The organism is Streptomyces sp. NPDC015532, from assembly GCF_043078065.1.
Classification (GTDB): Bacteria; Actinomycetota; Actinomycetes; order Streptomycetales; family Streptomycetaceae; genus Streptomyces.
On the sequence record NZ_JBIBSY010000008.1, the window covers coordinates 248,011 to 261,620 of the forward strand.

Consider the following 13,610-nt stretch of genomic DNA (forward strand, 5'->3'; position numbering starts at 1 on the left):
CCGCACCGAACCGAGACGCATCCCACCGGAAGGCTCCCGCAGTGCCCACCGCCGCCGCCTCGCACCTGTCCGCCCGCCCCGGCCGGCAGGTGCCCGCCCGACTGGGCCGTTTCGTGCTGCGCATGTTCCGGCCGCAGATCTACGTCACCTACGGACTGCTGTGGGTCCTCGCCCTGGAGGGCACGGCGGCGTCCGCGGACGGCACGTCCTGGCGTCCCTCCGGCGCCACCGCGATCCGGGTCGTCAGCGTCGTACTGGCCCTGTTGTTCCTGCGGATGCTGGACGAACAGAAGGACCTCGCCCACGACCGTGTCCACCACCCGGACCGGCCGCTCGTCACCGGCGCGATCACCGCGGCCGAACTGCGCGGCGCGATGGCGGTGATCACCGTGGTGGTGACCGGTCTGAACGCGGGCCGCTCGGCGGCCGACGCCCTGCTGATTCTCGCGGCCCTCGGATACGGGCTGTTCCTCGCCCCGCTGGAACGGCTCTCTCCCGCCGTCGCCGACCGGCCCCTGCTCGGCCTGGCGTTCACCTACCCGGTCCAGCTGCTGCTCAGCGGCTATGTCTACGGATCACTCGTCGCCGCGGGAACCGTCACCGCCGACTGGCGCGGCGTCGCGCTGCTCGCCCTGTGCGCCTGTGTCTTCCTGCATTTCGAGTTCGCCCGCAAGACGGCCTGGGAGGCGCCACCGGGCGCCCGGCTGTACTCGGCCGTGCTCGGCCCGAGGCGCGCCGCCGCGGTGACCGCCGGCTTCGCGGCCGGCGCCGTCGGCTGCGAGGTCCTGCTGTTCGCCCCGCACGGTCCGCTCGCGCTGCTGCCCTGCCTGGCGGCCGTCCTTCCCGCCCATGGGACCCGGCGGTTCCTGGCCGCCAGGCACGGCGGGTGGCCGGTGCCCGCCGCGATCGCTTTCGTCGTGGCCACCTACCTCGCGCTGGCCGTCGGGGCGGTGCTGCTGCCGTGACCGCCGAACTTCCCCTGTCCTGCGAGGAGTTGCTGACCACCACGCGGTCGGTGCGGTACGGCCTCGACCTTGACCGGGCGGTGGACCCGGCCCTGGTCGAGGACTGTCTGCGCATCGCGCTCCAGGCACCGAGCGGCAACAACCGGCAGAACTGGCGCTGGATCGTGGTCACCGACCCGCGCGTCCGAGCGGATGTCGCCGAGGTGTACCGGGCCGCGTTCTACGAACGCAACTCCGCCGGTCTCGACCAGCCGGCGGACCTGCCCGAGGGCATGCGTTCGGTCCTCGTCTCGGCCCGGGCGCTGGCCGACCGGCTGCACCGTGTACCGGTCCTGGTCATCCCGTGTCTCGAAGTGCCCGGCGGACGGCTGCCGACCGGCAACCAGGCCGGACTGTGGGCGTCGCTGCTGCCGGCCGCCTGGAGCTACGCGCTGGCCGCCCGCAGCCGCGGCCTGGTCACCGCCTGGACGGCGGTCCACCTGGACCGTGAACGGGAGGTCGCCGATCTGCTGGGTCTGCCGCCCACGGTCCGCCAGGGCGCTCTGCTGCCCACGGCCCACCCGCTGCGTGACACCTTCGGCCCGGGCCCGAGGCTGCCCCTGGACCAGGTCCTGCATCACGATGGCTGGCAGGGCCCCCGGCCGGCCTGAACCCGGGCCCGGGAACGAACCCCGTTCGGCCCCTCGCACGGCTCGACGGACCAGGGATGGCGGCCCCGCACGCGGGGCCGCCATCCCGCGGGTCAGCCGACCGTCGGGCTGGGCGTGGGGCTGTTGGTGTTCACGTTGAGGTCGGGGCGCGCGGTGAGGACGACGGTCGGGGAACCGGGCTGCGGCGCGGGCGGTGTGAGCTGGTCCTTGGGGAGCGTGGGCGGGGCGCTCTGCTGGGCGAGGACCTGGGCGAAGTCGATGGTGCCGGTCTTCTCCATCATGGTGATGTGGTCGAGGACCGTGTCGTTGGCGAGGTCCGCGAGCTCGCGTACGAGGGAGTTGTTGGTGTTGGCGCGGACCTTGGCGATCACCGAGAAGATCGAACCGTGCGTGACGCGCAGGATGTTGGCGGTGGTCCTGTCGAACTCCTTGCCGCTCAGGGCCGCGGAGGTCGCCACGAACTGCTGCTGCTGCGGAGAGGCCTGGTTGGGCAGCGTGATGTTGAGCTGGATGGCGACCTTGCGGTCCAGCTCGTCGAGGCGGGCGTGACCCACGATCAGGTGCTTGCCGGCCTCCCGCATCGACGCGGTCGACCCCTTCTTGAGCGCGATCTCGCCCAAGGGGTACTCCCACAGCCCGGCCGCGCGGACCTTGACGACGAAGTCGCGGTCGCCCTCGGTGAGCGGGCCCCACTGCGTGTCCGCTATGACGCGGGTCTGGGCGCTGGACGTGGTCTGGAAGCCGAGCATGGTCGGGTATGCCAGAGCGGCGAGAGTCAGAGTCACCGCGCCGCCCACGAAGACCGTTCCTGCCAAGTTGCGTGAGACGGGCATGATGCCTCCTGACGTATCGATCAGATGTCACAGGGGGTACGGATGCCACGGCCCCATTGATCATCTTGCCGGGTAAATTCTGGCCGCTTCCCTGTGTTGTGCGTCACAGTCGATGCACAGGTTGACGGTTCGGCGCGGTTTCGGCGTGGCGCGCTGCCGTCGGCGGCGCCGGGCCCGAGGGCTCGGCCGGAGCCGGCAGGGGCCCTTCGGCGAGGCGTCCTAGGCGGGACCGTACGGGCGAACCGCCGGGCGGGTCCGGCGCGGTCCGGGAGATTGTCTCCATCAATCGATTGATCGATGCCTCCCGACGGCATATCCTCCCCGCCATGTCCGACTCGCCACCCGCTTCACCGGCCCCGGCGCCACCGCCCGCCGACGCCAGCCGCGAACGCATCATCGCGGCCGCCACCTCGCTCTTCGCCGACCACGGCTACGACGGCACGAGCACGCGGCGGATCGCCGCCGAGGCCGGGCTGAACATGGCCACCGTCGCCTACCACGTCGGCGGGAAGCCGGACCTCTACCGGGAGGTCATGCTCCGCGCCCACCTCGCCGAGCAGCGGGTGCTCACGGACGCGCTGGCCGCGTTCCGGGAGCTCGCGCCCACCGATCCGGCCGCGGCCGTCACCGGCCTGGTCGACCGCTACCTCGACTTCTGTCTCGACCAGCCGCACATCCCGGCCCTGTGGATGCGCCGCTGGCTCTCGGACGCCGCCGAGTTCGCGGATCTGGAGGCCGCCTACGCGCGACCGCTCATCGACGCGGTCCGCGACACCGTGCGCGAGGTCGTCCCGTCCGCACCGAAGCCCGGATCGACCGAGCCCGCCGAGCCCGCCGAGCCCGCGGACGTCGAGATGACCGTCTGGACGGTGCTGTGGAGCACCCACGGCTTCTGCCGCTCGGGCATCCGCTCCGAGGTCCCGCGCTTCCGCGCCCACCTGCGCGCCCTCGTCCTGCGCGACCTGGGGCTCGCCGCCCCGCAGCCGCGCGACCGGGAGCGCGGATGACGACCGCCCTCGTACCCCCGGCCGCCGTCGGCGCCCTCACCCGGCGCCGCCTGTTCGTCTACGGACTCGGCTCGGTCGGCACCGGCGTCTTCTCCACCGTTCCCGGTCTGCTGCTCCTCTACTTCATGACCGACGCGCTGGGCGTCCCCGCCGGCATCGCCGGACTCGTCGTCACCCTGCCCAAGGCCTGGGACGCCGTGTTCAACCCGCTGGTCGGGGCGGCGAGCGACCGTGAGGCCGTCCGCACCGGCCGACGGACCCGGCTGCTCGTCGCCGGCGCGCTCGCGCTGCCCGCCGCGTTCGCGGCGATGTTCCTGTCACCGATGACCGGCACGGGCGCGGCGGTGTGGGTGGCGGTCACCTTCGTCCTGGCCGCGAGCGCCTTCTCCCTGTTCCAGGTGCCCTACGTCGCCCTGCCCGCCGAGATGTCCCCCGTGCCCTCCGTCCGCACCCGGATCATGGTCTGGCGGATCGTCTTCCTGACCCTGGGCATCCTCGTCGCGGGCGGCGCGGCACCCCTCCTGGTCGACACCGCGGGCGGAGGCCGCAAGGGATACGCGACGATGGGGCTGACCGTGGGCCTCGTCATCGCGGCGGTCCTGCTGGTGCCCGCGCTCGGCACCCGCTGGGTGCGCTCACGGCCCGGCCCCGAACCCCTCGGACTGGTCGCCGCCTTCCGCACCGCACGCGGCAACCGCGCCTTCTTCGCGCTGCTGCTCTCCTTCGTGCTCCAGGCCGCCGCCGTCGCGATCATGCTCGCCGCCGCACCGTACGTCGCCACCTACCGCCTCGGCGGTTACGGCCTGACCTCGATGCTGTTCGTCTGTCTGGTCGCACCCAGCGCCGTCGCCGTCCCGCTCTGGGCCAAGGCCGCAGGACGGTGGGGACGGCTGCGCTGCCTCACCGTCGCCACCTGCGGCTACGCCCTCGGCGCCGCGGCCCTGCTTCCGGCGGCCGGCAGCGGCAGCGGCACCGTGGCGGTCGCCGCGACGCTCGCGCTCTGCGGACTGCTCGGGGTCTGTTACGCGGCCCTCCAGGTCCTGCCGCTCGCCCTGCTGCCCGACACGGTGCACGCCGACACCGCCAGGACCGGGCAGATCCAGTCCGGCGCGTTCACCGGACTGTGGACGGCGGGGGAGACCGTCGGCCTCGCGGCCGGACCCGGCGCCTACTCGATCGCCCTGGCCGCCACCGGCTTCGTCTCCTCGACCCTGGACCACCCGGTCGCCCAGACCGCCACCGCGCGAACAGGGATCCTCCTGGGCTTCAGCCTCGTCCCCGCCCTGCTCATGCTGCTCTCCCTGCCCGCCCTGCGCGCCTACGGCCGACGCCGCGCCGTGCGAGAAACGGAAACCACCTGATGACGACCCCCCAGCAGACCACCGCCGACGCTCCGGCCGCCCACCCGGGCCTGCCCGAGACCGGCCGCGCCGGCTCCGACCTCCTCGCCGAACTCGCCGTCCTCACCGCCGCCGACCTGCCCACCCGGGGCGGCAGCACCACCGCCTACGTCTACGACAGCGGCCGTCCCGAAGTACGCGAGGCCGCCGAACAGGCCTACCTGACGATGATGGAGGTCAACGGTCTCGACCCGACCGCGTTCCCCAGCATCGTCGCCCTGGAACGCCAGGTCGTCGGCGCGACCGCCACCCGCCTCGGCGGCGACGACACCACCCCCGGCATCTTCACCAGCGGCGGAACCGAGTCGATCATCCTCGCCGTGAAGGCCGCGCGGGACGCCCGCCCGGACGTCCTCGCCCCGGAGATCGTCGTCCCCGTGACCGCCCACGCCGCCTTCCACAAGGCCGGCAGCTATCTGCGGGTCACCGTGCGCAGCGCACCCGTCGACCCCGTGACCTACCGGGCCGACCCGGCCGCCATGGCAGCGCTCTGCAACGAGAACACGGTCCTCGTCGTCGCCTCCGCCCCCTCCTACGCCCACGGCGTCATCGACCCCGTCGCCGAGATAGCCGCCGACGCCGCCGGCCGCGGCATCCCCTGCCACGTCGACGCGTGCGTCGGGGGCTGGCTGCTGCCCTGGCTCGCCGAGGCCGGTGCGCCCGTCCCGGCCTTCGACCTCTCCGTCCCCGGCGTCACCTCCCTCTCCTGCGACCTGCACAAGTTCGGCTACGCCCCCAAGGGCGCCTCCGTCCTGCTGTTCCGCGACGAGGCCCTGCGTCTCAACGCCTACTACGCCTGCGCCACCTGGCCCGGCTACAGCGTCGTCAACTCCACCATCCAGAGCAGCAAGGGGGCAGGGCCGCTCGCCGGGGCGTGGGCCACCCTCCAGGCCCTCGGCGCCGACGGCTACCGCGAACTGGGCCGCGCCGCCCTGTCCGCGACCCGGTCACTGATCAGCGGCGTCCAGGAGATCGACGGCCTGACCGTCCTCGGCACCCCCGAGGCCACCCTGGTCGCCATCGGCACCGATCCGGCGGCCGAGACCCCGCTCGACCTCTTCGCCCTCGCCGACGAGACCCGCGCCCGGGGCTTCTTCCTCCAGCCGCAGCTCAGCCTGGACGGACTGCCGGCCAACCTGCACCTGACCCTCACCGGGGTCAGCGAGCGGGGCGTGGAAGAGCTGCTCGCCGTCCTGCGCGAATGCGTCGACGTGGTCCGTCCGCTCGGGCCCCCGACGCCGCCCGCGGACATCGTCGACCTGCTCGGGCAGGTGGACCTGACCGAACTCGACAACGCCTCCTTCGCGGCTCTCCTCCCGGCCGCGGGCGTCGATCTGAGCGGCGACGACGCGGCCCGGATGGCTCCGGTCAACCGCCTCCTGGACGCCCTCCCGGCGACGACCCGCGAGGTCATCGTCACCCGCTTCCTGTCCGCGCTCTACAGCCCTTACCTGGGCGGCTGAGCGCCCGGTCCGGGACACCCGGTCCGCGTCGGCCGGGGCAGCGCCGCGCTCACCGCGCGATGCGCTGCTTCCGGCCGCCGTGGCGCAGGCGCAGGCCGCCGTAGACGAGATCGGCGAGAAGGACCACGACGCCGATCACCAGCAGGTAGAACAGCCCGTGGGCGGCGACCCCGATGATGCCCAGGACGACCGCCACGAGCATCAGGAACAGAAACAGGTTCATCGGGCCCTCCCGGGCTCTCGGCGCGGATCAGCGACGGGCGAGACGCCGCTCGCCCTTGACGCCCGGCATGTAGTCGAGTTCGTAGTGCGCGAAGACCTCCGGCTCGTCCGTGGCGGGCAGCACGCCGTCCGTGTCGATGGAGGGGGCACTTTTCACCAGACTCCGGTCGTGGGCCACTTTCAGGTAGCCCGGGCCGACGGTCGCGCCGTCCAGGGGTACGAACACCAGGCGACGGCGGGTGGGAAGGCCCACGGTCACGGTGGCGAAGGAAGGATCGTCGGTGGCCGTGTCGACGTAGACGGACTCCAGGGTGCCGATCTTGTGGCCACCGGGGTCCACCACGTCGTGACCACGCCATTCGCGGATGTCACCTGCCTCGAACATCATGTGCCTCCGTTGCGTGGGTTCCCCTTCGGGAGTTCCCCCGATCGCGGGTCTGATGCCTTGACCGTCCCGGCACCCCGACGGCGGGCGGTTTGCTTTGCCGATCGGGAACGCCATAACTTTCCCTGCTGTGACCATGACACGTAGAGCGATCATCAAGGGAATGGCTGCCGCCCCGTTCATCGGAGCCGCGGGCACCATCCTCTCCGCCTCCCCGGCGCAGGCGGCGACCATCGACGCTGGCCAGTTCTCCCTCACCGCCCGAACCGCCAACACCTACGGCGAGTTCGCCGACCTGACGGCTGGTCTGGCGACGAAGCTGCCCAAGGTGGACGCGACCACGGTCGTCGCCGATGTCAACCGCAGCGCCACCCACCTGACCGGCGCCCCCAGTACGTCCGAGGCGTTCCAGACGGGCTTCGCCTGGGACACCGACGACCAGACGGTCGACTACTGGATTCCCCAGGGCGTCACCACCAGCGCGGACGCCTACGGCAACGGCACCTACCCCGAGGGCGGAACCGACCGCGTCGTCCTCGCCTCCTGGTACTTCGAGACCAACCCCGACGACGCCCCGACGGACAAGTACGCGCTCGACAAGGGCCTGAGGCTCACGTTCGTCAACTACAACAACGAGTCGGCGCCGAAGTACCGGCACGTCCTGCTGGTGGAGCCCGTCAAGACCGCGACGGGCGAGTTCTCGTTCAACCCCATCCGCAAGCACGCGGGCGGCATCATGTGGTACGGCAACCTGCTCTACGTGGTGGACACCTACAAGGGTCTGCGCGTGTTCGACCTGAACACCCTCTTCAAGGTGCCGCTGACCGAGAAGGACGTGTGCGGTCTGCACACCGACGGGCAGTTCTACGGTTACGGGTACCAGTACGTCCTGCCGCAGAGCCACGCCTACGACAACGCGGGAACCTACCTGCGGTACACGGCCATCGGGCTCGACCGCGCCAGCACCCCCGACAGCCTCGTCGTGAGCGAGTACTCCCTGTCCGGCACGGTCGACTACAAGGACGGCACCTTCAACGGCACGGGTGCGGGCACCGGCACGCCCAAGGTGGTCCGCTGGGACCTCGACTACACGGACCGCAAGCTCGCCTCGCTCACCGCGACGGAGGCCGTCACCGTCAGCCAGCAGAAGATCCAGGGCGTGGTGTCCCGCAAGACCAAGCACTACCTCGCCGCCAGCGACGGCCCCTCCACCAAGGGAACACTGCGCACCTTCACCTCCGGTGGCTCGACCGCGAGCGCGGTGTGTGACCTCGTCATCGGCTGCGAGGACCTCAGCTACCACAGCAGCGGGGCGTCCAACTGGTCGTTCAGCGAGTCCGTGATCTGGAACGTGGGCGAGTACGTCAACAAGCGCTACGTGTACGCGGTCCACGCCGACGGTTCGTAGCCGCCGGGAGCCGGAGGCGGTGGACACCGGACCGGACCGGCCACCGCCTCTCGCTGTCTCGGGCCACGGCTCAGGACACGGCCTCCTCCGGCCCGGAGCGGTGCGCCGGCACTCGTCCCGTGAAGGTGCGTCGGCGTCCGCCCGCCGGCGGGCCGGTCCGTTGAACTGCGGTCGCCGCGGGGCCAGAATGGCCGGATGCGCCGTCTCGTCGTCATCGACGCCCCGTCCAATCTCGGCCTCCGGCCGCCCGCCGAAGGCACCGTGCCCGGGTGCTACAAGCTGGCGGGCGCACTGCGGGAACAACGGCTGGTTCAGCGGCTCGGGGCGTACGAGGGCGGAGTCGTCGTGCCGCCCCGCTACGACCGGGGCGGATGGGCGGAGGGCGGCGGTGTGTTCAACGCCGAGGCGATCGCCACGTACAGCCGCAAGCTCGCCGACCGCGTCGAACACCACGTCCGGGCGGGAGACTTCCCGGTCGTCCTGGGCGGGGACTGTTCGATCCAGCTCGGTGCCTCGCTCGCCCTCCGCCGCATCGGACGGTACGGCCTGGTCGTCGTCGACGGATCCGCGGACTTCCGGCACCCCGGCAACTCCGACCGGGTCGGTGCCGCGGGCGGCGAGGAGTTGGCCCTCGCTACCGGCCGTGGCCAGCGGGACCTGACGGACCTCGAAGGCCTGCGACCGTATGTCAGGGACGAGGACGTCAGGGTGTTCGGCATCCGGGACTACGACGACGAGCGGGCCGAGCTCGCCGAGTTGAAGATCATGAACGCGACGGTCGGTGAGATCCGGCAGTGGGGTGCCGGGGAACTGGCGGGCGCGGTCCTGCAGACTCTCGAAGTGCCCGTGACCGAGGGGTTCTGGGTCCATCTGGACGCGGACGTGCTGGACCCGTCCGTCATGCCCGCCGTCGACAGCCCCGACCCCGGCGGGCTCCTGCCCGACGAACTCGCCGTGCTGCTGCGGACCTTGGTGCGATCGGAGCGGTGCGTCGGCTTCAACCTCACCATCTACGACCCCGATCTCGACCCCGACGGCTCCTGCGCAGCCCTCCTCGCCGACCTCCTCCAGAGGGCCTTCACCGGCGCCTGACCGGGAACGGGGCCGTGCGGCCCACGAGCCCCCGGGGCCGAGGCCGCACGGAGCGAGGCTCAGCCGGCTGAGGCATGGGCCGGGGACCGTGTGCCGGCGGGGCGCGGTTCGTCGGCCGGCTCCGGCCGGTCCGAACGAGCCGAGCGCGGTCGCGCGTCCGAGGAGTCCAGACGGAGCATCGCCGTCTCGTCCGGGGTGCCGGGTGCCGCCTGGTAGACCACCATCCGCTGGCCGCCCGTCCGGGCCAGTCGCATCACCTCGTAGGTCAGGGTCATCGCTCCGACTCCCGGATGCCGGAAGGATTTCTGCCCGCCGCCGCGTTCACAGACGTCGTACCGCTCCCAGAGCCGCGCGAACTCCGGTGACTTCAAAACCAGTTCACCGGCGAGCGCGGTCAGCTCGGGATCGTCCGGGGCCGCTCCGGCGACCGCCCGCAGATGGGCCACCGAGAGCGCGACGGTCTCCTCCCACGGCTCGTACAGTGTCCGGCCGACGGGGTGGAGGAAGAGATACCGGGTCAGATTGCGCTGCTCCTGGGGCCAGTCCCAGAGTCCGGGCAGCAGCCGCCGGCCGGGCGGATTCGCGGCCAGCACACGGTTGAACCGGCTCACCACATAGGCGGGGAGCGGACGCATCGACTCCAGCATCCGCACCACCGAGTCACGAACCGTGTGATCGGAGGAGGCGGGCAGTTCACCGACCCGCCCGGAGGCCAACTCCACGAGCTCGTAGAGGCGTTCGTAACCGTCGCCGCGCAACCGCAGGGCACGGGCCAGGCCGTCCACGACGGCGGGGGAGGGATTGGTCTCCCGGCCACGCTCCAGGCGGATGTAGTAGTCGACGCTCACTCCGGCCAGCGCGGCCAGCTCCTCCCGGCGCAGTCCGGGAGTGCGGCGCAGCCCCGCTCCGGCCGGGAGACCGACGTCCTCCGGCCGGACCTGCGCCCTGCGGGCCTTCAGATATCTGCCGAGTTCGCTGCCCCGTGCGTCCGTTGCTGACATTCGGCCCATTGTGGCAGGCCGACCGGGAAGGTGGGGGGCCCTGTCATGCCCTGGAACGCCGCACCCGGGGAACAGGTCGGTCTGCCGGACCGCCGCGCCGGCGCGGAGAGTTGATCCCGGAGCGGGCGGCCCGACCGCCGGGGCCCAGGGCGTGCGAGGCACAGGACCGCGGCCCCGGCGGTCCGGCGCCGCCCGCCGGCTCTCTCCGGCCACCGTCGATTCCCCTTGTCTGCCCAGGAGTTCATCATGCGTGCCCCCGCCCCTGTCCATTCCGCGGCCACCGCGGCGGCCCACGGCCGCGGTCTGCGGTCGTCGACCTCCTCGCTCCGGCGACGACAGCCGCACGGGTCCCGGCCGGCGGCACGGCCCGTCGACTCACCGATCGCACCGAGGCGTGGCGGCGTGGCGCTGATCGCCGCGCTGCTCGGCTTCACGGTGATCACCATCGACGTCTCGGCCGTCAACATCGCCCTGCCCGCGGTCGGTGCCTCCCTCGGCGGCGGGATGACCGGACTGCAATGGGTGGTGGACGCCTACACGTTGATGTTCGCGGCCCTGATGATCTCCGCCGGTGCCCTCGCCGACCGGGCGGGCGCCCGACGCGCCTATGTCTGGGGCGTGGCCCTGTTCACCCTCGCCTCCCTCGGCTGCGCCTTGGCGCCCGGCATCGGTGTGCTGGTCGCCGCGCGCGTGGCGCAGGGCGGCGCCGCGGCGATCGTGATGCCCGCCTCGCTGGCGCTGATCCGGCACTCCTACGACGACGCCCGGGCGCGTGCCCGCGCCATCGCCCTGTGGACCGTGGGTGGTTCGGTGGCGATGGCCGCGGGGCCGGTGCTGGGCGGCCTGCTCACCGACTCGGCCGGCTGGCGAGCGGTCTTCCTGCTCAATCTCCCCGTGGGCGCGGTGATCCTGGGCCTGCTGGTCCGGGTGCCGCGCTCCACGCGCCGGCCCGCCGCGGTGGACGTCGGCGGACAGCTCACCGCCGTACTGGCCCTGGCCGGGCTGGCCTTCGCGGTGATCGAGGGCGGCCACCTGGGCTGGACGAGCGGCCCGGTGACGGCCGCGGCCGCGCTCGCCGTCGCCTCCGGGGGCGCCTTCGTCATGGCGGAGGCGCGGCACCGCCGGCCCATGGTCCCGCTGGGCATGCTGACGGACCGCCGGGTGGCCGTCCCGCTGGCGGTCGGCTTCGCCGTCAACGCCGCCTTCTACGGCGGGATCTTTCTTCTCGGGCTGTACTACCAGCGGTTGCGCGGAATGCCGGCGATCGAGGCCGGGCTGATGTTCGTCCCGATGTCGGCGGTGGTGACGGTGACCAATCTCGTCTCGCCGCGTCTGGCGGAACGGATCGGGCGGCGGCCGGTGATCGTCGCCGGTCAGGCGATCTTCACCGGAGCGATGCTGGCCCTGCTGCCGCTGACCGCGCACACCCCCGTATGGCTGGTACTGGTCCTGCTGCTGCCGCTGAGCATCGGCGGGGCGCTCGTCGTGCCCGCGCTGACGGCGCTCCTGATGGACGCCGTCCCGGGAGAGCGCGCGGGGACGGCGTCGGGGCTGCTCAACTCCCTCCGCCAGACCGGCGGCGCGCTCGCCGTCGCCCTCTTCGGCGGCCTGCTCGCCGGCTCCGACGGGGACTTCTCCCTCCCCGGCATGCGCGTCGGCCTGCTCGCCGTCGCCGCCCTCCTCATCGCCACCACCGCGCTGTCCCGTCTCCTCCTGCCCCGCGGCTGACCGGGGAGAGGCACGGCAGCCGGATCATCGCGAGGGGCTCGACAAGAGTTCCTCACGCCCACCCGCCGGCGCGCCCTCCAGGGTCTGGAGCCTCGGGATAGGCTGCCCCGCTGTGGAGCGGATCTTGGTGGTGGGGGTCACGGGCGCGGGCAAGTCGACACTCGCGCGCGCTCTCGGCGAACGGCTGGGACTGGCGTACCACGAGATGGACGGGCTCTACTACGACGGTCCTGGGTGGTCCGTGAACGCCTCGTTCGCCGAGGACGTGGCGCGGCTCGGCGCCGGGCCCCGCTGGGTGGTGGACTCCCTCGGATATCCCGAGGTCCGCGATCTCCTGTGGGGCCGGGCCGACACGGTGGTGTGGCTGGACTACCCGAGGCATGTGGTCGTGCCCCGCGTGCTGCGCCGCTCGCTACGGCGCTCCGCCCGCCGCGAGGTCCTCTTCGGCGGCAACCGGGAGACCTGGCGGGGGTGGCTGAGCGCGGAGCATCCGGTCCGGTGGTCCTGGTCCCAGTACGCGGGCCGCCGCGAGGAGATCGATCGCCGGACCCGTGATCCCCGCTTCGCCCCGCTCGACACCCTGCGCTTCACCCGCCCCGAGGAGGCCGCCCGCTGGCTCGCGGCCCTCTGACGTCGCGTCGGCCGCGCTCCCGTTCCTCAGCTCGGGCCCGCTTTCGGGCCTTCGAGGCCGCACCAGCCCCTGTCGAGCAGGTCGAACGCTCTGTTGATGACCTGCTGGGGGTCGTCGTGGGCGCGGGCGGCGTGCGGTGCTTCGAGGGCGAAGTGGGCCAGCGCGGTGCAGGCGGGATCACCCGCGGGGAGGCCGCTCTCTTCGGCGATCACCTGGGCGAGCGCGGCCGTGTGGCGTAGCCACATGGCCTGGTGGTAGTCGCGCAGGGCCGTGGTGCTGTTCACCAGTTCGAGGAACGTGACGAAGCGGGGGTCGCTGCCTGCGTCCGCTCCGCGGTGGTGCAGCGCGTGCTCGCGCAGGGCGTTCGGGATGGACCGGCCCGGGGGCCGCTCGCGTACGACGGCGAGAAGGCTGTCTTCCCGATCGGATTCCTCGTCGAAGACGAGCGCCTCTTTGACGGGGAAGTGCTTGAAGAGCGTGGTCGTGGACACGTCCGCGGCGTCGGCGATCTCGCGGATGCCGACGTCGTCGTAGCCGCGCTCCAGGAAGAGGCGCAGTGCGGCGTCGGCGATGGCCTGGCGAGTGGCCGCCTTCTTGCGCTCGCGGCGCCCTGGGGGAGCCGGGGAGCCGGCGGCCGGGCGAGTGGGTTCGGACATGGAAGCAATCTACACCACTAGTTGTCTCGGTAAAAAAGTTGAGTTGTTGCACTTATTGATCTGGTGTGCTCTTCTGGTGTGGTGGCCACGAGGCACTGCCCGGCCCCCTTGCACTTCACCTCCCACTGTCCGAACGGAGTGATCCGCGATGTCCGCGACCGCTCCTTCC

At 72.2% G+C, this 13,610-nt stretch carries 14 protein-coding genes; 9 read left to right on the forward strand and 5 right to left on the reverse strand.

Going from position 1 to position 13,610, the window contains the following annotated elements; translation table 11 throughout:
* The first annotated feature begins 41 nt into the window (after positions 1-41).
* Together ACF07B_RS24615 and ACF07B_RS24620 are read left to right on the forward strand one after the other, a co-directional pair.
* The gene (locus tag ACF07B_RS24615; RefSeq protein ID WP_392180520.1) at positions 42-965 is read left to right on the forward strand and encodes a hypothetical protein; all 924 of its coding nucleotides are present in this window, start codon (positions 42-44) and stop codon (positions 963-965) included.
* Entirely contained in the window at positions 962-1,615 is a 654-nt protein-coding gene (locus ACF07B_RS24620; protein ID WP_392180521.1) for a nitroreductase family protein, read from the forward strand. The genes ACF07B_RS24615 and ACF07B_RS24620 overlap by 4 nt, the downstream gene beginning before the upstream one ends.
* Before the next feature lie 92 nt (positions 1,616-1,707).
* Here the strand turns inward: ACF07B_RS24620 and ACF07B_RS24625 are convergent, their stop codons facing one another.
* Complete coding sequence (locus ACF07B_RS24625; protein ID WP_369480743.1) at positions 1,708-2,448, reverse strand: DUF4142 domain-containing protein; 741 nt, start codon at positions 2,446-2,448, stop codon at positions 1,708-1,710.
* 326 nt (positions 2,449-2,774) lie between these two features.
* Here ACF07B_RS24625 and ACF07B_RS24630 point away from each other — a divergent pair, with 326 nt between their 5' ends.
* The 3 genes from ACF07B_RS24630 to ACF07B_RS24640 are packed head-to-tail and all read left to right on the forward strand — an operon-like array spanning position 2,775 to position 6,318.
* Positions 2,775-3,455 (forward strand): TetR/AcrR family transcriptional regulator, encoded by a 681-nt coding sequence (locus tag ACF07B_RS24630; protein ID WP_392180522.1) that lies wholly within the window; start codon positions 2,775-2,777, stop codon positions 3,453-3,455.
* Entirely contained in the window at positions 3,452-4,816 is a 1,365-nt protein-coding gene (locus ACF07B_RS24635) for an MFS transporter (RefSeq protein ID WP_392180523.1), read from the forward strand. Before ACF07B_RS24630 ends, ACF07B_RS24635 begins: the two co-directional genes overlap by 4 nt.
* The gene (locus ACF07B_RS24640; protein ID WP_392180524.1) at positions 4,816-6,318 is read left to right on the forward strand and encodes a pyridoxal phosphate-dependent decarboxylase family protein; all 1,503 of its coding nucleotides are present in this window, start codon (positions 4,816-4,818) and stop codon (positions 6,316-6,318) included. The genes ACF07B_RS24635 and ACF07B_RS24640 overlap by 1 nt, the downstream gene beginning before the upstream one ends.
* A gap of 49 nt (positions 6,319-6,367) precedes the next feature.
* On the opposite strand, the gene ACF07B_RS24645 is transcribed toward ACF07B_RS24640, so the two are convergent.
* Positions 6,368-6,541, reverse strand: coding sequence for a hypothetical protein (locus ACF07B_RS24645; RefSeq protein WP_392180525.1), 174 nt, complete (start codon positions 6,539-6,541; stop codon positions 6,368-6,370).
* 27 nt (positions 6,542-6,568) lie between these two features.
* Positions 6,569-6,925 carry a PRC-barrel domain-containing protein gene (locus ACF07B_RS24650; RefSeq protein WP_369480754.1) on the reverse strand — a complete coding sequence of 119 codons (357 nt, stop codon included), beginning with the start codon at positions 6,923-6,925 and terminating at the stop codon, positions 6,569-6,571.
* Positions 6,926-7,061: 136 nt separating this feature from the next.
* Between ACF07B_RS24650 and ACF07B_RS24655 the strand changes: the two genes are divergently transcribed.
* Both ACF07B_RS24655 and ACF07B_RS24660 read left to right on the forward strand, forming a co-directional pair.
* Positions 7,062-8,333, forward strand: coding sequence for a hypothetical protein (locus ACF07B_RS24655; protein WP_392180526.1), 1,272 nt, complete (start codon positions 7,062-7,064; stop codon positions 8,331-8,333).
* A 195-nt stretch (positions 8,334-8,528) separates the two neighbouring features.
* Positions 8,529-9,425, forward strand: coding sequence for an arginase family protein (locus tag ACF07B_RS24660; RefSeq protein ID WP_392180527.1), 897 nt, complete (start codon positions 8,529-8,531; stop codon positions 9,423-9,425).
* A gap of 59 nt (positions 9,426-9,484) precedes the next feature.
* Here the strand turns inward: ACF07B_RS24660 and ACF07B_RS24665 are convergent, their stop codons facing one another.
* The gene (locus ACF07B_RS24665) at positions 9,485-10,426 is read right to left on the reverse strand and encodes a helix-turn-helix domain-containing protein (protein ID WP_392180528.1); all 942 of its coding nucleotides are present in this window, start codon (positions 10,424-10,426) and stop codon (positions 9,485-9,487) included.
* A 411-nt stretch (positions 10,427-10,837) separates the two neighbouring features.
* Here ACF07B_RS24665 and ACF07B_RS24670 point away from each other — a divergent pair, with 411 nt between their 5' ends.
* Positions 10,838-12,154 carry an MFS transporter gene (locus ACF07B_RS24670; RefSeq protein ID WP_392180598.1) on the forward strand — a complete coding sequence of 439 codons (1,317 nt, stop codon included), beginning with the start codon at positions 10,838-10,840 and terminating at the stop codon, positions 12,152-12,154.
* A 112-nt stretch (positions 12,155-12,266) separates the two neighbouring features.
* Positions 12,267-12,785: an adenylate kinase gene (locus tag ACF07B_RS24675; RefSeq protein WP_392180529.1), complete on the forward strand. Its 519-nt coding sequence runs from the start codon at positions 12,267-12,269 to the stop codon at positions 12,783-12,785.
* A 26-nt stretch (positions 12,786-12,811) separates the two neighbouring features.
* Here ACF07B_RS24675 and ACF07B_RS24680 read toward each other — a convergent pair whose 3' ends face one another.
* Positions 12,812-13,441 (reverse strand): TetR/AcrR family transcriptional regulator, encoded by a 630-nt coding sequence (locus ACF07B_RS24680; protein WP_392180530.1) that lies wholly within the window; start codon positions 13,439-13,441, stop codon positions 12,812-12,814.
* Positions 13,442-13,610: the final 169 nt, after the last annotated feature.